Source organism: Mesorhizobium sp. P2_E7, assembly GCF_056403855.1.
This window is the reverse complement of sequence record NZ_JBFUER010000001.1, coordinates 42,879-59,938: the sequence shown is the minus strand read 5'-3', so window position 1 is coordinate 59,938 and position 17,060 is coordinate 42,879. Positions and strand designations below refer to the sequence as shown.

General features: G+C 63.5%; 16 protein-coding genes. 6 read left to right on the top strand and 10 right to left on the bottom strand.

What is annotated here, in order from left to right; genetic code table 11:
- Positions 1-112: 112 nt before the first annotated feature.
- A complete protein-coding gene (locus AC1DYC_RS00280) occupies positions 113-400 on the top strand; it encodes a hypothetical protein (RefSeq protein WP_477402977.1) in 288 nt (95 codons plus the stop codon).
- 38 nt (positions 401-438) lie between these two features.
- Here AC1DYC_RS00280 and AC1DYC_RS00275 read toward each other — a convergent pair whose 3' ends face one another.
- Positions 439-1,452, bottom strand: coding sequence for a glycosyltransferase family 2 protein (locus AC1DYC_RS00275; protein WP_477402975.1), 1,014 nt, complete (start codon positions 1,450-1,452; stop codon positions 439-441).
- 156 nt (positions 1,453-1,608) lie between these two features.
- Between AC1DYC_RS00275 and AC1DYC_RS00270 the strand changes: the two genes are divergently transcribed.
- Both AC1DYC_RS00270 and AC1DYC_RS00265 read left to right on the top strand, forming a co-directional pair.
- Entirely contained in the window at positions 1,609-4,884 is a 3,276-nt protein-coding gene (locus tag AC1DYC_RS00270; protein WP_477402973.1) for a DUF6212 domain-containing protein, read from the top strand.
- Positions 4,885-4,971: 87 nt separating this feature from the next.
- Positions 4,972-5,748 (top strand): OmpA family protein, encoded by a 777-nt coding sequence (locus AC1DYC_RS00265; RefSeq protein WP_477402971.1) that lies wholly within the window; start codon positions 4,972-4,974, stop codon positions 5,746-5,748.
- 27 nt (positions 5,749-5,775) lie between these two features.
- On the opposite strand, the gene AC1DYC_RS00260 is transcribed toward AC1DYC_RS00265, so the two are convergent.
- Positions 5,776-6,435 (bottom strand): TetR/AcrR family transcriptional regulator, encoded by a 660-nt coding sequence (locus tag AC1DYC_RS00260; protein ID WP_477402969.1) that lies wholly within the window; start codon positions 6,433-6,435, stop codon positions 5,776-5,778.
- A gap of 86 nt (positions 6,436-6,521) precedes the next feature.
- Here AC1DYC_RS00260 and AC1DYC_RS00255 point away from each other — a divergent pair, with 86 nt between their 5' ends.
- The 3 genes from AC1DYC_RS00255 to AC1DYC_RS00245 all read left to right on the top strand — a co-directional run bounded on the left by AC1DYC_RS00255 (position 6,522) and on the right by AC1DYC_RS00245 (position 8,733).
- The gene (locus AC1DYC_RS00255) at positions 6,522-6,992 is read left to right on the top strand and encodes a carboxymuconolactone decarboxylase family protein (RefSeq protein ID WP_477402967.1); all 471 of its coding nucleotides are present in this window, start codon (positions 6,522-6,524) and stop codon (positions 6,990-6,992) included.
- Between the two features lie 176 nt (positions 6,993-7,168).
- The gene (locus tag AC1DYC_RS00250; RefSeq protein ID WP_477402965.1) at positions 7,169-7,561 is read left to right on the top strand and encodes a hypothetical protein; all 393 of its coding nucleotides are present in this window, start codon (positions 7,169-7,171) and stop codon (positions 7,559-7,561) included.
- 5 nt (positions 7,562-7,566) lie between these two features.
- Positions 7,567-8,733 (top strand): ATP-grasp domain-containing protein, encoded by a 1,167-nt coding sequence (locus AC1DYC_RS00245; RefSeq protein ID WP_477402963.1) that lies wholly within the window; start codon positions 7,567-7,569, stop codon positions 8,731-8,733.
- Positions 8,734-8,787: 54 nt separating this feature from the next.
- Here AC1DYC_RS00245 and AC1DYC_RS00240 read toward each other — a convergent pair whose 3' ends face one another.
- The 8 genes from AC1DYC_RS00240 to AC1DYC_RS00205 form a co-directional block, all read right to left on the bottom strand.
- Positions 8,788-9,792 carry a Rieske 2Fe-2S domain-containing protein gene (locus AC1DYC_RS00240; protein ID WP_477402961.1) on the bottom strand — a complete coding sequence of 335 codons (1,005 nt, stop codon included), beginning with the start codon at positions 9,790-9,792 and terminating at the stop codon, positions 8,788-8,790.
- Positions 9,789-10,922: a GNAT family N-acetyltransferase gene (locus AC1DYC_RS00235; protein WP_477402959.1), complete on the bottom strand. Its 1,134-nt coding sequence runs from the start codon at positions 10,920-10,922 to the stop codon at positions 9,789-9,791. Before AC1DYC_RS00235 ends, AC1DYC_RS00240 begins: the two co-directional genes overlap by 4 nt.
- Positions 10,919-12,175, bottom strand: coding sequence for a F390 synthetase-related protein (locus tag AC1DYC_RS00230; RefSeq protein WP_477402957.1), 1,257 nt, complete (start codon positions 12,173-12,175; stop codon positions 10,919-10,921). Before AC1DYC_RS00230 ends, AC1DYC_RS00235 begins: the two co-directional genes overlap by 4 nt.
- On the bottom strand, positions 12,172-12,996 hold the full coding sequence (locus AC1DYC_RS00225) for an MBL fold metallo-hydrolase (RefSeq protein WP_477402955.1): 825 nt from the start codon (positions 12,994-12,996) through the stop codon (positions 12,172-12,174). Before AC1DYC_RS00225 ends, AC1DYC_RS00230 begins: the two co-directional genes overlap by 4 nt.
- On the bottom strand, positions 12,993-13,985 hold the full coding sequence (locus tag AC1DYC_RS00220) for an NAD-dependent epimerase/dehydratase family protein (RefSeq protein ID WP_477402954.1): 993 nt from the start codon (positions 13,983-13,985) through the stop codon (positions 12,993-12,995). The genes AC1DYC_RS00225 and AC1DYC_RS00220 overlap by 4 nt, the downstream gene beginning before the upstream one ends.
- 2 nt (positions 13,986-13,987) lie before the next feature.
- A complete protein-coding gene (locus AC1DYC_RS00215; RefSeq protein WP_477402952.1) occupies positions 13,988-14,977 on the bottom strand; it encodes a 3-oxoacyl-[acyl-carrier-protein] synthase III C-terminal domain-containing protein in 990 nt (329 codons plus the stop codon).
- A gap of 95 nt (positions 14,978-15,072) precedes the next feature.
- Complete coding sequence (locus AC1DYC_RS00210; protein ID WP_477402950.1) at positions 15,073-15,522, bottom strand: DNA polymerase III subunit chi; 450 nt, start codon at positions 15,520-15,522, stop codon at positions 15,073-15,075.
- Between the two features lie 9 nt (positions 15,523-15,531).
- On the bottom strand, positions 15,532-17,022 hold the full coding sequence (locus AC1DYC_RS00205) for a leucyl aminopeptidase (protein ID WP_477402948.1): 1,491 nt from the start codon (positions 17,020-17,022) through the stop codon (positions 15,532-15,534).
- Between the last annotated feature and the right edge of the window lie 38 nt (positions 17,023-17,060).

Sequence of the window (17,060 nt, the reverse complement as noted above, 5' to 3'; positions counted from 1 at the left end):
GGCCGTTCATCAATCGTGCGCGTTAACCACGTTGGTGGAACCTTCCCAGAATGGTTGACAAAACGTTAACAGATGCTAATATTTCAGTGGGTTGAAGTAGGTGGGGTGTGTTATGCGTAGAATTCGTTCGCTGCTGTTGGGTGGACTCAGTCTGCTGGGGTTGAGCGTCGCTTTTTCTGACGCGGCACAGGCGAAGACCGAAGTTGGCGTCAAGGAAGCCGAGCTTGCCTGCGAGCAAGCCCTTAAAACCGGCACCATCGAGGCGCTTGAGGATTATCTGCACCGTTACCCGAATGCTCCGACAGCCTGCAAGGCGCTTGCTCTCAACAGTTTGGGCCAGTTTGCGGGCGGTGATGGGAGCAAAGACCACGGTGAAGGCGGCGGCCGCTACGGCGGATAAGCATCAGCCGGGTTTTTCCCTTTAACAGTTCGAGCACATCAAGTGGCGTAGTCGCTGCGCCCGTGTTGTGCGGCCAGGGTTGATACGAATCCGGCGTAGCGTTCCGAGGTCTTCATCCAGCCGAGTTCGACGAGTTGGGCGGCGTCACCCCGATAGCGGACAGACCTTTGGTTCCGAAGGGCGAGTTTCGGATTGCGCTCCAGGGCTTCCATGTAGGCCGCGCGTTCCTCGAGCGTCTTTTCCTTGAGCTGCGCATTTTCACTCAGAGACGACGCTGATTTCTGGCGAAATCCCCAGACGAATTTGAAATGCAGCAATGCGACGCGTAATTCGCTGAATCGCACCTTGCTGATCGTGTGCTGTGCGACGTGATAATGCGTGCCCCGCCCCCATTTTACGATCGGCACCTTTGTCAGGCACGGGGGAAAGGTTTGCTTGAACCGGCCGTGCCAGAAGACCCGTTCCCTCACGCCACCGAACATCTGCTCGGGTGGATACATACCGTCGCGGGCGCGCAGCCACCCCGGCTCCGGGTCGAAGTAGGGTGAGGCTTCAACAAGCGGGATCTTGCCATCATAGCTGTATTCGGCCAACGGGCCGTCGGCGTACATGTCGATCATGGAGCCTATGACGGCGTCGGCGCCGGTCGAATCGAGATAGCTGCAAAGCTGCCGGAGATTTACTCGCTCGAAATCGGGATAGACAAGAAGCTCGTCAGCGTCGATCGAAAGGCACCAATGGCCGGTGCCGAACACATTCATCAGCGTGTTGATCCATCGCGGCGGATCGATGTTTTCAGCGAAATGCGATCCTTCCGTGTGGAAGCAGTGGCTGTCCGGCTGCTCCAGGATCAGCTCACGCGTCCCGTCCGTGGAACCATTGTCCAGGAAGAAAAACCGATCGACGCCGAGGCCGCGGTAATGGTTGAGAAGGTGCGGTAACAGCGTCGCTTCGTTGCGCAGTCCGACAAAGCACAAGATCTCGCCATCGGTCACGTCAATCGGCCGGTCGTCCAGTCGCGCGAGATGCTTTGGGGATCGAAGTTCAACCATCGAACGTCATCAAACCCGTTTACGCGAAAGGCAGGTGCGATATGGTGTGTCCCACAAGACGATTATCAAAGTATTATCCAACTGTTGGCAAGACTGTTTCGAGCGAAGCGGGCTGACAAGGGGGACTCATTGAGCGTTGGTTCCAAGGCAGGCGCTATGCCCAAGGCCAAGCGACAGGCAAGCCAGAAGCCTCGCAATGTGTGTGTCGTTTCGGAGGTTGAGTTCGGCTCGACGGCGACTGGCGATCACGGGTCGGTGACCTACGCGCTGGCGCAGCATCTGGCGGGAACCGGCGATACCGTGACGCTGCTTTGGGCGCCGAGCCCGCTGGGCAGCCAGCCCGACGATCAGGAAATCGCCAGGCTGGGCAAATGGTGCTTCGACAATTTCCTGGTGCGGCTCGAATTGTTGCCGCCCTCGCCCGAGTTGCTGCGCGGCACGGAGTCCAGCGACAAGAACTCATTGGCCGTCTACCACTACCTCAAGCAGAATGCATTCGACGTCGTCTATTTTGCGCTTGAAGGCGGGCTGGCGCATTTTTCTACGCTTGCGAAGCGCACAGGCGTCTTTCCAGACCCTCCTGCGATCGTCGTGCTCGCGCATGAGCCGCTTGCGTGGAAGCTGGAAGCCAATTCCCGGGCGGTCGAACGCAAGGAGCAGATGACCGTCGCGCACATGGAAAAGACGTCGGCCGAAACGTGCGACCATCTTGTCATCGCTGGCCAGTCGCTGCTCGACTGGATGGCCAAGGCGGGATGGAAGCTGCCCACCAGCAGTCACATTGCTGCGCCACTCGAGCCGGAGGAGTGGCGTTCGAACTTCGCTGTCGATCACTACAGGCCGCGAGAGCGGCCCGCCGCCGAAGTGGTTCATTTCTCAGGCACAGAGGCGCGTGATGGACTGACGCTGTTCTGCGATGCGCTCGATCGTCTGGCCGACAGCGGCGTCACCGATCTGACCGTGACGGTTGTCGGCGCGTTTGGTCATGTCCTGGGCGAGCATTCGGGCGGCATGATCGTTCGGCGTGCGCGGCAATGGCCGTTCAAATTGAAGCTCCTGCCCATTCGAGATGAGCCTGATATCTACAGATACCTGCGGCAGAGTCATGCTCTGGTCGCGATGACGCACTCAGCGGCTCAGCTGCCGCTGGAAGTGATGACGTGCCTCAACGAAGAGATTCCGTTCATTGCGACAGATGTCGGCAGCATTCGCGACGTGCTCCATCCGAAGTCGGCTGACGCCGTCATGATGGCGGCGTCGGCTTCCGCCATCGCGGCCAAGATTGCGTCTGTGCTGGAAAGCCGATCGTTTGGTCCGGCAAAGCCCGTGCAAAAACGGGAAGCGCTCGAGAAAGCCTGGGGCAGGCTGCACGCAAAATTCTCCCGCGACCCCGGCAAAGTCTCCAGTCGCAGCCGGAGCCAACGGCCGCTCGTTTCGATCATCACTGCGCACTACAACCGGGCGCGCCTGTTGCCGCAGGCGATTGCCTCGGTTCGGCGCCAGGACTATGCCAACATCGAATTGATCGTCGTCGATGACGGCAGCACCGATCCCGATGCAATCAACCTGTTGGCGGAGCTCGAACCGGAGTTCGAGGAGCGAGGCTGGCGGATCATCCGGCAGAAGAACGGCTTTCTCGGCAAGGCGCGCAACACCGGTATCCGTGCCGCCAGGGGTTCGCTGATCCTGTTCCTGGACGACGACAACGTGCTGTTCCCAAACGCCGTCAGTACGTTCGTCGCCGGCATGCAAAAGTCCGGCGCCGATATCTGCACGACCTTCGCCAAGTGGCTCAACGAGCCCTTCGTGCCGCCGGACACCAAGAGCGGCTATGTGCTTTACTTCCCGGTCGGCGGACCGACGGACATCGCCATGCTCAACAATCCGTATGGCGATGCCAATGCGATGTTCCGGCGTGAGGTGTTCGACAAGATAGGTTACCTGAACGAAGAGCGGGGGTTTTCCGCAAGCGATTGGGAGTTTTTCCTTCGCGCGGACCTGGCAGGTCTGGAGATCGTCCCCGTCCCGGAGCCGCTTTATTGGTACCGGTCGGCGCCGACCGGCATGAATCGAAATGCCGAGTGGTTGAGGAATCGCAAGCCGATCATCGCGGTCTTTCGAAAGCATCGATTCGCGAAAACGGACATGTTCGTGCAACTCGCCATCAGCTCGAACACCGACAATCATGAGAAGGAGCTCAACCTCTGGAATCTGGAGCTGCGGGTCAACGACGAGCGGTATCTCAGGTTGAGTACGGGTCCCGCCAATGCCGCAGATGCAATGCAGTTGCTGGCCGAGATCGCGGCACGCGAAGGCAGGGCGGATACCGCGATTTCACTTCTCGCCCGCGCAGGGCGAAGCGACTTCGCCCTGGGTATGGTTGAAATACTCAACGCGTCGACCGAAGAGACGGTGCCGGAGCTGCATTCCTCGCTGTACCGCGAGCAGTATCTTTCCGCCGAGCCCATGCGCCTGGCTCATGTCAGTTCGTACCCGGATGCCGATCCGGACCTGCTGAGCTATGTCGAACAGTCTCCGGACCAGTTGTTCCTCGAAGCCAAGGGCAGCAATGTCACCATGGCTTTGCTGAAAGGCGTCTGCCCGCCAGGCGCCATAGGCGCGACGTGTTGGGTTTACCTCGACGAAGAGCTGACGGGCTCTGCGCAGTTTCAGCTTGCGATCGTGGACGCAGAAAACCAGACCTTCAGCAATCTCGCCCGGCTGCTTGAGGATGGCAGCGGCAGCGGTTGGGCTGATGTCAGCCGACGGCACGAGGCGCGTGAGATAGGGGCGATGGTCAGTTCGCCGGCAACCGGCAGACGCGATTTGTTGTTGGCAGTCAAATGCGGCGGCAGCCGCCCGGACGCGCGCGTCCTCGGCGGCTTTTCAAGCGTCCATATCCGCCATGTCGTTTCGAACGGTGCGAGGCGCCCGCGCCTCAACGCGCCGCAACAGCGCCAACGCACGCGTCGAATGACCAATGATGAACTAAAGCGTGCAACGCTTGTGACGGATTATCCCTCCGAGCTGCCGACGCTGCTCATCGCCGGCGACAATGGCGGCATATTCCTGCGGCCGAACACTCATGGTCCGGTTGTTGCTGCCCTCAATTCGGCCTTCCCGGCCTTTGCCAGAAGTGTGATCGCGACGGTGGAGATCGCCCACGATGACGCATCTCCATTCGAGTTCGCCATGGCGCTGGGCAGGCAGGAAGAAAAACTCGTGTGGAAACACGATGCTCCGGTCGGCGCCTTGTCATTCTCGGGATGGACGCGCGTCTCGAGACCGTTCGAGCTGCATGACCTGAAAGTTTCGATCCGCGAGGTCGATCGCAAGTGGCTGACGATCTATCTGGCAATCCGGCTGCCACGCGGCTCGAAGCCGATGCCGTCCAATGCTTTCTGGCGCAAGCTCTTGCTGGTGTGGGACTGACAGGCACGTGTCGTTATCGCGAGAACGTTACCTTGTCGAAGCACCGAGTGCGGTACAAAACTGAGCGCGTTCAGGAGGTGCCAGAAGATGAAGAAGTTATTCAGTCTTGTTCTGGCCCTTATCGTCTTTGTCTGCAGCGCAGCCCCTTTCACCGCGGCTGCCCAAGAACGCGACGTGGGCCCGAAATGCGTCCAGTGGAACTCGTACCGGGTCTTGTTCGAGAAGGGCGACGGCAAGATATCCGGGGAATCCGCGAAGGCGCTGGCGGCTTTCGTCAAGGATGCTGGGCACGATTGCGGCTACCGGCTCTACGCAACGGCAAGCAAGGAAGGCAACTACAACAAAGCCTACGACATCGCTGGTCGCAGGCTCGATGCAACCGGCGATTTCCTCAAGGCGCAAGGCGTCAAGCCCGAAATGGTGCTGGCGCTTTCGCATTGGGTTGATGACGGCGTCGCCGACACCAATACTGCGCGGAGCGCGATCCTGTACACGCTGCCAAAGCAAGGAATATCGTGCCGGCAATATGAGAAGCGCAGCCCTGTGCAGGTCGATCTGTTTTTCTATAGCCAGTCATATGTGATCTCACCGCGGGTCAAGGCCGACCTCGAGACGTTCGCCGCCAGCATCCGGGACTCACGCTGCAATGTCGAACTGACGGCTCTCGCGGCCACGGAATTCACCGGCGCCGACGCTGCAAAGACGAACAAGGAACTGGCCAAGCAGCGCGTGAAGGCGATCGAGGATATCTTGATCGCGGCCGGGATCGACAGCGACCGTCTGGTGGACACGAAAGTCGAGTACATTGGCGACCAGAAGCCGAACGACGTTCGCAGTCGTCTGGCAACCGCGTCCCTGATGTAACAGCTCGCGAGATTGGCCGGCGCCTGCCTACCTTGTGTTGGCGCTGTCGCGCAGCCGTTCCATCTCATCCAGCAGCATGTCGAGACCAAGCTCGAATGTCGCGTCGAATTCGGCGGTGCCGAAATAGCGGCCGGCGGCCATGACATTGGGAAAATCGCTGGCCAGTTGCTCGTCGCTGACCGTGCTGACCGCCGACGGACCCCGGGCATAGCCTGATGTCTCGTCGAGGATGGCGCCCATAAGGTAGTATCCGGCCGTGCGGAACAAACGCGCCCCCAGCTCGGTGTCGAAGCCGCCGGCTTCGAACAGACCGATAACGCTGTTTAGCCAGGCAAGGCAGGTTGGCGAATTCATCCGGTAGGTAACGAGGAACGGCGCGAAGGCCGGATGCTCGCGGCCGAGGCGGCGGAAATCCTGCATGGCCATGCGCATCCTCTGCCGCCACGGCAGGCCGGCGTCGGGCATTTCGAGCGCGCCGATCAGCCGGTCGACCAGGGCTTCGTGCAGATGCGCCACCGAGGGGAAGTGATGATAGATGCTCATCGCCTCGCAGCCGAGCGCGGCGGCGAGCTTGCGCATCGAAAAGCCGGCAAGCCCTTCCCGTTCGATCACTTCGAAGGCGGCGTCCTCGATCATTTCACGGGACAGCCGGCCGCGTGCTCGCTTTTTTTTGATCGGTGCGTCCATGGGCGCCGCTTGACAACTTACACTGTAAGGTTCAATTTCCACATCACCTTACACCGTAAGGCTAACAAACACCAGAGGAGAAAACCATGTCTGCTTATCGCACGCTTTCATCGACCCATTCCCTCGTTCGCCCGCTGCTCGCGGCGGCCGCTTGCGCGCTGACCTTGACGCTGGCCGCCGCACCCGCTCGTGCCGATGACTATGACGCGACCATCAAGGACATCCAGTCGACCATGGGCGGCGTGCCTACCTTCGTGAAGCAATTCCCGAAGGCCGGTCTGCCCGGCGCCTGGGCCGAGGTCAAGGCCATCGAACTCAGCGACAAGACGGCGCTGCCGCCGAAGGTCAAGTCGCTGATCGCGCTGGCGGTGGCGGCCCAGATTCCCTGCACTTACTGCGTCTGGTCGGACACCCAGGACGCCAAGCGCGCCGGCGCGACCGACGAGGAGATCCAGGAAGCCGTGGCGATGGCGGCGCTGACGCGGCACTGGAGCACCATCTTCAACGGCATGCAGGTCGACTTCGACACGTTCAAGAAAGAAATGGGCGGGGAGTGACGTGACTTGGTGATGGCCCGCATTGGCGGGCCGTCACCAGTGTCAGCAAGCGCTCAGGCCAGCGGTGGAGCAAGGTTTGACTTCACAAGACGGCCGCCACATGTTCGCGGCAGAAGCAGAGATCATTCGCAGTGCGGAACATGTCCCGTCTCGTAAAGAGCCTGACTGCACTCCTGTTGGCGATGTGCGGCAGCGCAGACGCCTTTGCCAGTGGCGACTTTCTCAATGTTTCCGTCACATGCCCAACCCAGGCAGGCAACGGCGTCCTGGAGAAGATCAGCGAAAACCCCGAAGGCAACCAGTCGCGCGCCACATTCGTTTACAAGGACGGGCGGCTGGAAAAAATCACGATTGCGCATTCGGAAGACGGGACGGTTTTCAAGGATCTGTTTTCGCTCGATCGCGCCTCAAGCGAGGCAACGAAGGAAGCGCCGGCTTTTCATGGCTTTGAGGGTGCTGGCAACGAGTTGTTTCGTTTCTACTGCTTCGCCGAGCCAGAAGCGAAGGCGCGCTACCTCGAACTCCTGCGCGCCAATCGCGAAATACTCCGTCAAGACAAGGGCGGCTGACAAGGGTGGCGGGGGCAGACAGCACCGTGCTGGTCACCGGCGCCCGCGCGCCGGTGGCCTTGCATCTGGCGCGGCTGCTGCACGGCGCCGGGCGGCGGGTGATCCTGGCCGACAGCCCGGCCCGGCCGATCGCTGCGGCAAGCACCGCATGCGCCGCCTACCATCGCCTGCCGCCGCCGCGCTTTGCCGCTGATTCCTATGCAGGCGCCGTCGCCTCTCTCGTCCGTACGGAAGGTGTGGAACTGGTCATCCCGACCTGTGAAGAAGTCTTCTATCTCGGCCGCCTCTGGCGCGACCGCGCCATGCCGGCCCGCCTGCTCGCACCCGACATGGCGATGCTTGCCCGCGTCCACGACAAGCACGCCTTCATCCGGCTGGCGCAAGGCCTCGGCCTTGACGTACCGGAGACGACGCTGCTGCAAAGCGATGCCGATCTTGCGAGCGTGCGCGGCCATTCGCACGAACTGGTGTTCAAGCCGGTGTGGTCGCGTTTCGCTCGTGACGTGCTGCTGCGGCCATCGCCGGCCGAACTCAACGGCATTCACCCCTCGCCCGCCGCCCCTTGGGTGGCGCAGCGTTTCGTCGCCGGCGACGAGATCAGTGCCTATGCGTTGGCGATTGAGGGCAAGCTCAAGGCGCTGGCGTTTTACCGGTCGCTCTATCGCGCCGGCAAAGGCGCCGGCATCTGCTTCGAGCCGGTCGAGGATGCGGCCGCGCGACACTTCGTCGAAACCTTCGTCGCCGGCACCGGCTGGACCGGCCAGATCTCCTTCGACCTGATGCGCGAGAAGGACGGCAACGTGCTGCCGCTGGAGTGCAATCCGCGTGCCGTGAGCGGGCTGCATTTCTTCCGCGATCCGCAGCGCTTCGCGGATGCCATGCTGGACGATGGCCCGGAAGTGAAGGCCGATGTCGCCAGGCCACAGACGGTGCGACTGGCGATGTGGATCTTCGGGCTGCCGGCGGCGCTGCGATCGGATGGTCTTGGTCGCTTCCGCCAAACCATGCGCGAGGCCGATGAGCTGCTCGACTGGACTGGCGACCCGGCGCCCAAAAAAGCGCAATGGCGCGCGCTGGCCGAGATCGCCGGCACCGCACTACGCCAGCGCATCAGCCTGCAAGCCGCGTCGACGCGGGACATCGAGTGGAATGGGCCGGCGGAGCGTATCTGAGATCCATGTTGGCGGGACAGAAGGAACGAGACACTGCGTTCGTTCACCTACCCACTACAGCTCGATCTGGTACACCCTCGGTTCCGCCGCCGCCGGCGGCGTCTTGCCGTCCATGATCGCCGCTATGTCGCGGCGCAGGAAGTCCAGCGGGCCGATCGCCGGCTGGACTTGTGGCGGGATGCGGGCGTTGTCGCTCGCCGATTTCAGCACCCGGCGATCCTGCTGGAGCGCGAAGGCAAAGAGCGGCCGGAAGGCAAGCGCCTTGAGCTCGCCAAACAGGCCCTGGCGTGGGCCGATGAGCCAGCCGACGCCTTCGACGGCCCGTTCGTCGGCCTGGCGCAAATGGAACGTCGTCGCCAGTGCCAGACCGCCCTTGCCCCAATATTCCAGTTCGACGATGCCCGGGTGGCGGTAGCGGCCGATTGTCCTGGCGCGCTCGCCTTCCAGGAGCCGGCTGACCAGCCCCTGCTGGCGGTCCTCGCCGGTGTAGCAGCTTTCGACCCAACCCTCGCCGCCGGTCACCTCGACGCGCACGAGATGGCGCTTTGCCGTGAGACCACGCAGCACGCCCTTGTGGGTGAAGTGGGTGTGGGTGGCGTCGAGAATATTTTCGGCCGCATCGAGCACCGTCGATTGCGCCGAGCTGCGCACGCGCTTCACGACGACATCCTTGCCCTGCATGCAATGGAGATAGGGCTCGCCCTCGGGCGTTCCCGACGAGACAAAGACAACGCCGTCGCGCTCGATCGCAGCGTAGCGGCGGACGCGATAGTGCGGCATGTCACCGACATGGCCGGGAATGGCGGTGCAGCGTCCTTCGCCATTGTAGCGCCAGCCGTGATAGGGGCATTCGATCTCGCCGCTGACAACCTTGCCGGTCGACAGTTCCACCAGCCGGTGGGCGCAGCGGTCGAACAGGGCTGCTATGCCCTGCGCCGAGCGAAACAGCACCAGCGGCGCGCCGTCGAACAGGATGCGCTTCGGCCTGGCTTTGATATCGGCAGACCGCATCACCGCCTGCCAATAATTCTTCTGCTTCTGTTGCCGAGCTTCGCTCAAAGTTCAAATCTCCTGAGCAGGGGAATGCCGATCTTCGCGAGCACAAATTCCATGATCCGCACCGCCACGCGTTGGCGGCGCGGCAGATGGCCGGCATAGACGGCGTTGTATTCCACCGTCGGCACGGCGCCGCGCAAGCGTTTGAAGGCGGCCGCGCCGGCGCTCATGTTGAAGAACAGGCCATGCGCGCTGGCATGGTCCTGCGCCAGCGCCATCATCATGCGGTAGAGGCCTTCGCTTACCGGCAGGCCGGTGTCGTAGCCGACGATCGGCTGCGTCAGTGTTCTACCGTTTTTCGACAGCGCGCTAACGGCGACCAGCTCACCGCCGGCGCGACGCAGACCGGCCAGCTTGAGGATGCCGCGATGGTGCATCTCGCCGATATAGCGGGCGGTGTAGTGCGGGTTGAGCGGCGTGTATTTGTCGAGATAGAGCATGCGGTAGAGCACTTCGCAGCGCGCATAGTCGGCCTCGGTGAAATCGGCATCGCCGACCCTCTCGAAAGGCGTCGTGCGCAGCCGCTTGCGGTCGCGCTTCATGTCGCCGGTCATGGCCGAACCGCGCTCAGTGAAGATGTAGATCTGCCGCGCCGCCAGCAGGCGAAACCCTTCCGCCTTCAGCGCCGCTATAGTCGAGGGATCGGCGATCTCGTTCAGCGAACGGATGAGAACAGCGCGGTCGGGAAAGCGCGTCGTGAGATTGTCGCGCATCGCCGCGATCGCCCGGGGATCGAGCAGCGGCACGGGATTCGTCGAATAAAGCCAGTTGTTGACCTGCACCTGATGGTCGAGGCCGCTGGCCCTGACCAGCGGTGCACACAGGCCGATCAGCATCCGGATCGCCTTTTGCAGCAAGGGCGACGAGACGAAATTGCGGGTCTCGTCGATGGCGTAGTCGATATAGGCACTGGACGGGCAGCAGATGTAGCAGTTCGGCGCTTCGCTTCTGTTGTTCAGCGTCAGCGGAAAGGAACGGCCGGCGATCTCGAATGTTTCGACGGCGACCGTCAGATTGCGGACGAGGTCTCGCACCGGTATCTCGTTGAAAAGCTGCACGAAGGCTTCGACCTCGCGTGGGTTGTTCTCCACCCGGTCAAGCTGATCGAGCGGCAATGTGGCAGGCGCGTTCACGGCCCCGCTCCCAACCGGCATTCGACCCGGCGCAGTTTGCGGCTGGTCTCCAGCAGCAGGTTTTTCCGCACGAGGCTGACCGTCGCTGTCGCCTGACGCGCCGCCAGCAGTGTCCGCACCGCCCCATGCGCCGCGGCGGCAGCTTCATCGGCAAGCCCGGGCGCGAGGCTGAGCTCAATCGCATCGGGCGCGGTCTGGATCAGGCGGAAATCGTCGATGCGCCGGTCGGCCTTGAGCACCGCATTGCGCAATATGTCGGGGGTGACCAGGATCTGGCCAAGCGATGACGCCAGTCGGAAGGCATCGTCCATGCGGCCGACGATTTCGTCGACGGTGCGAAGCGGCGAGCCGCAGCGGCATGGCGTTTGCGAAAGCCGCAACAGATCGTTCATCCGGTAGCGCGCCATGATCTGGGTCTGGCGGCGAAAGGCGGTGACCAGCGGCATGACCAGGCCATCGCCGGCGGGCTCGAACTCGAAGAACACCGAATCCTCGGCCAGATGCAGCCTGCCCTTTCGGCAGGTGACGGCGAACAGCCCTTCCGTCGCCATGTAGATCTGGTCGAGCGGCAAGCGGAAAAATGTTTCGATGACCGGACGGTCGACCGGATCAAGCGTTTCGGCAGCGCTAAAGACCCGCCGCGGCTTCAAGCGAAAACCCTCGGCCGCGAAATGCCGCAGCATCTTTGGCGGCGCGATGATCACCGTCGGCGCGAAATCCTCAAGCGCTGCACGCCAGCTCTCCGGCCCGCGCGTCAGGTCGAAGAAGCCGAGATCGATGCGCCGCGATTTGCGGGCGCTTTCGTAAAGCCCGGTGTTTTGCGGCAGGACCACCGCGACACGCTGTCGGCGCCAGAGTAGGTCGGGCACGGCCTTGGCCAGGATCGTACCCAGCCAGCGATATTTTTCCGCTTCCGAAATGACGAACAGGCCGCGATTGCCCGACGTGCCGGTGCTGGCACCGACCGTCAGCGCGCCGATGCGGCAATCGCCAGCCTGCGCCTTCCAGGCCTCGGCGACCGTGACGCCGCAGATGTTGAAGCCCTCGAAATTGCCCATCAGCGTCGCCTTGTCGGTCACCGGCAGATCGACGAGATGACCCGGCGCCTTGCCGTAGAACCGCGCTCGCGGCAGGTCGCGGTCGAGAAAGCGGCGCAAAGCATGGGCCTGCCAGCGTTCGAACCCCTCGCGGCTCTTGCGCGAGAGCCATTGCGTTAGCGCAAACGCACGAACCGCTTCGGCCGACCCGTTCATGCTCCCTCTCCGGCCAGATCGTAGGCCGTCATCGCCGGATCATGGCAAAGCATGACCTCGCCGCCGGTTGCCATAAACCGGCGCAACGTCGCGCTGGTCGGTTCGAGCGCGGCGGCATCTTCGGCCAGCAAGGTAGCCGGCAGACCGGGCGTCCGGTTTTCGACAAGCGCTGCGATCAGCCATTGCGCATCGACGGCATAGAGCAAAGGCCGATCCAGGTTGGGGAACAAAAGGCCGAACTGGCCATCGGCATGGCCGGGCAGATCGACGGCGACAGCGCTGCCGTCGCCGAACAAGTCGGCGCCGCCGGGAACGCCGCCGCGGGGCTCGATTTGCTGTTTCGACGACAGCCCGTCGAGCCGGGTCTCGAAATCGGGCGGGAACAGTTCTTTGAAAACGCCATGGCGCAGATTTTGCCACACAGTCTTGGCCTTGGTCCGCGCCCAGGCGGCGTCATTGGCGATGAAGCGCGCGTTGGGAAACAGTGACAGGCCGGACATGTGGTCGGCATGGAAATGGGTGATAATGACCGCGCGCACATCTTGTGGCGACAGGCTGAAACGGGCCAGCACCGCGAGCGGCTGTTCAGTCTCGTTAAGCCGAGGCTTGAGAACCGCGCTGTAGAGACGAAGCGCCGTGCTGCGCCCGTCGCCCACAGTGACGTGCGGCGTATAGCCGGTGTCGATGAGCACTGGACCCGCCTGCGGATGCAGGATCAACCCATAGCGAACCCTGAGCAGCACGCTCGTCCAGCTGCCGCCGCGCAGGATCAGGCGTTCGGCGGCGCTCACCCAGGCGCTGTTGGCGAAGACGATCTTCACGCCGCCCCCCGATTTTCCGCCGCCTTGCCGAAAGTGCGGCCGAGCCCTTCCTCGAACGACACTTTCGGCGCCCAACCGAGGATGCGGGCCGCCTTGGCAATATTGAGGCTCTGGGCGTAGGCGAACAGGCCAAGACCGTAGCGCGTCACCGGCGGTTCGGGCCGGCCGGGCAAAAGCTCAGCTACCGTCTCGGCCAGCCCCGCCGTCAGCATCGCCGGCCAAAGCGGCATTTTGCGCCAGCGCGGCTGCACGCCGGCGCGGGCGCAGGCCGCCTCGGCGATATCCCGCACTAGCACCACCTCGCCGCCGGAGACGTTGAAGATCTGACCCTCGCCAGTGCTGCCAGCGGACAGAGCGGCAAGCACAGCATCGACGACATCATCGATGTAAGTAAGGTCGATGCGCGCCTTGCCGTCGCGAAACAGCGGCAGCGGGCGCTGCCGGGCCACCTGCAGCAGGCGCGGCAGCAGCGTGCGGTCGCCCGGGCCGTAGAGGCCGCGCGGACGCAGCACCACCGGGCCGATCTCAGGGGCGGCCAGCACGATCTCCTCGCCCTGCCGCTTGGTGCGGGCATAGTGGTTGACCGGCGGCGGCAGGGCCGCTTCCTCGCGGACGCCGAGTTGGTCGCGATAGGCGAAACACACCGTTGGGCTGGAGATATGGACGAAGCGGCGCACACCCTGCCGGCGGGCAAAATCGACGAGGTTGCCGGTGGCTGTCACATTGGCCGTCTCGAAATCCGCAAGCCTGCCGAAGGGCGCCGAAAGAGCGGCACAATGGACGATCGCATCGACGCCCTCGAGCGCGCGGGCGGTAGCGAATGGTTGAGACAGATCGAGGCGAAGCACGGGATGGCCGGCGGCCTCGAGCGCGGCGCAGCGTCGGGCGTCACGGCCGATGCCGAGCGCCGGCGTGCCTAATGCCGCGAGCCGCGCCATGACATGGGCGCCGAGAAAACCGCTGGCGCCGGTGACGAGCACGCGTCCCATGCTCAGGCTTCCAGCGCCATGCCGCCGAACGACACGCCGGCCGAGGTGCCGAGGAACAGCACTTTCGCGCCTGGCGCAATGCGCCGCTCACCGCGCGCGACATCGAGCGCGAAGGGAATGGAAGCAGCGATCTGGTTGCCGTAGTGGGCCGCGATATCGACCAGCTTCTCCGGCGCAAAGCCGGTCTGGCGTGCCATGTGGGCGAGCGCGAAGGGGCTTGCCTGGTGCGGCACGACGACATCGACATCGTCGCGCCGCCAGCCGGCGCGGTCGAGCAATTCGGCAACGAAACCGTTGAAATGGCGCGACGTCACGCGAAACAGTTCCTTGCCGTCCATGTGGAACAGGCTGTGGCCAGCAAATTCCTCGGGCTGGCGATGAAAGTCGAAGCGCGTGCCGCCGGAGCCGATGCTGCAGGCTTCGTAGGCGGAAGGGTATGTGCGCATCAGATTGGCCGCCACCCTGCCCTCACCGGGTGCCGCCAGCTGCAGCACTGCGGCCGCGGCGCCGTCGCCGAACAGGGCCGCGATTTCCGGCTGGTCCTGCCACGGCAGAGCGCGCGAGGCGATTTCGGAGGAAAACACCAGCGCGGTGCGGCATTGCCCGGCCTCAAGCAGGCGCGACGCAGTCTCGAACGCGGTGAGGAAGCCGAGGCAGGTGCTGTTGACGTCGAAGGCGGCGGCCGATCCATCCGCCAGGCCGAGGCGCTGCATGACCAGCGGTGCGGTCGCCGGCAGCGGCTGGTAAGGCACGCCGCAACCGCCGATAACCAGATCGACGCTGCTTGCCTCGAGCCCGGCCTCTGCAAGCGCCAGGCGCGCCGCCGCACAGGCGAGATCGACTTGCGATTCGGCCTCGCAGACATAGCGCTCGATGACGCCGGTGGCAGCTTCGATATGGCCATCGCCAAGCCCCAGCAGCGCGTCGAGACTGCGCGACGTCACGCATTGAGCGGGCACGGCTCGCCCGGTTCCGATGATCTTGACCCGCATTCTCAGCCCGCCGCGTGAGTTGCGCTTTTCGCAATCCTTAGATCGGATCGTTCGGAGATAACAGCGTCGTTTTCAAGACGCGCCCGCGCAAGCCTCTAGGCCTTGCGCTCCCAGCGCCGGTCGGGCGTCTGCTGCCAGTAGGTCACGGCGTGGCCGGCCTCCTTCAACACCTTCCAATGCGTGCGGGCGCCTTCGACCTGGGCCGCGTCGTGGCCGTCGAACAGGAACACGGCGCGTTCGTAGCCGGCGAGATCGGCGGGAGCGGCGCCATCGACGAGGAAGCGGATCTGCGCCTGGTTAGGATTGGCCTCGCTGGTGGTCAAGAGGATCGGCTGCTCGGCCGGATAGGCTTCGCGGTCGGTCGCGTGCGCCAGGAACGAATCGTCCCGGAATGTCCACAGATGCTGGTCGAGCGCGTCGCGCCGTTCCTCGGTGCCGGTCTGCACCACGGCGCGCCAGCCGCGATCGACGCTGCGCTCGAGCAGGCCCGGAAGCGCATCCTCCAACGTCGATTCGGTCAGGTGGTAGAACAGGACATCGGCCATGCCTGAGCCTTATCCCTCGTAGCTGTCGCGCACCAGACGGTCGAGCAGCCTGACGCCGAAACCCGAGCCCCACGACTGGTTGATCTCGCTCGGCGGCGAACCCATCGCGGTGCCGGCGATGTCGAGATGCGCCCACGGCGTTTCCTTGACGAAACGCTGCAGGAACTGCGCGGCGATGATGGCGCCGCCATAACGGCCGCCAATGTTCTTCATGTCGGCGTTCTTGGAATCGATCAGCTTGTCGTATTCGGGCCCAAGCGGCATGCGCCACAGCCGCTCCTGCGTCGCCTGGCCGGCCGCCGTCAACCTGTCCGACAGTTCGTCATTGTTGGAGAACAGGCCGGCATAATGCTGGCCGAGCGCGACCATGATGGCGCCGGTCAGCGTCGCCAGATTGACCATGAATTTCGGCTGGAAGCGATCGTTGCAGTACCACAGCGCATCGGCCAGCACGAGGCGGCCTTCGGCATCGGTGTTGAGCACCTCGATGGTCTGGCCCGACATCGAGGTGACGATGTCGCCCGGGCGCTGGGCATGGCCGTCGACGGCATTTTCCACCAGCCCGATGATGCCGACGACATTGGCCTTGGCCTTGCGCGCAGCCAAAGCATGCATCAGCCCGGTGACGGCGGCGGCGCCGCCCATGTCGCCCTTCATGTCTTCCATGCCGGAAGCCGGCTTCATCGAATTGCCGCCAGTGTCGAAGGTGACGCCCTTGCCGACGAAGGCGACCGGTGCATCCTTGGCCTTGCCGCCCTTCCACTGCATGACGGCCATGCGGGCGCCGCGCGGCGAGCCTTGCGCGACACCGAGCAGCGAGCCCATGCCGAGCTTCTTCATTTCCTTCTCGGTGAGGATTTCGACCTCGACGCCGAGCGCTTCCAGCTCCTTGGCGCGGGCGGCGAATTCGACCGGGCCGAGTGCATTGGCCGGCTCGTTGACCAGGTTGCGCGCCAGAAGCACGCCGTCGATCACCGCCACGTCGTCGGCGAACGCCTTTTTCGCGGCGGCCGGATCGGCAGTGTGGATGGTGACCTTGACCGGCTTCTTCGGCTCGGCGTCGTCCTTGTCCTTCCTGGTCTTATATTTGTCGAAGGCGTAGCTGCGCAGGATGATGCCGGCAGCCAGATTCGCCGCTTGCTTGCCGCTAATTTTTGCGCCCGGGACATCGAGAATGACGGCCACTTCGGTCGCCTTGCGCAGGGACGCGGCAACGGTGCCGCCAAGCTTCAACCAGGCAACGTCGTCAAGGCTGGAGAGTTTGCCGGTGCCGACCGCCACCAGCCGGTCGAGCAATGTCCCCTGCGGCGCCAGCACTTCGACCACGCTGGCGAATTTTCCGGAAAACTCCGCCACCGGAAACGCCCGCGCCAACGTTCCGTCCGGATCGCAGGCCTTTGCCGGCTCGCCAAGACCGCCATCGTCGGCCGCCAGCACGAAGACGCTGCCCTTTTTGAGCGCGGCAAATTTGGCGAAGGCAATCAACGGTCTCAAAGTCATCAGGTCCTGCTTTCGGAAACGGCTCGGATTTTCAGGGA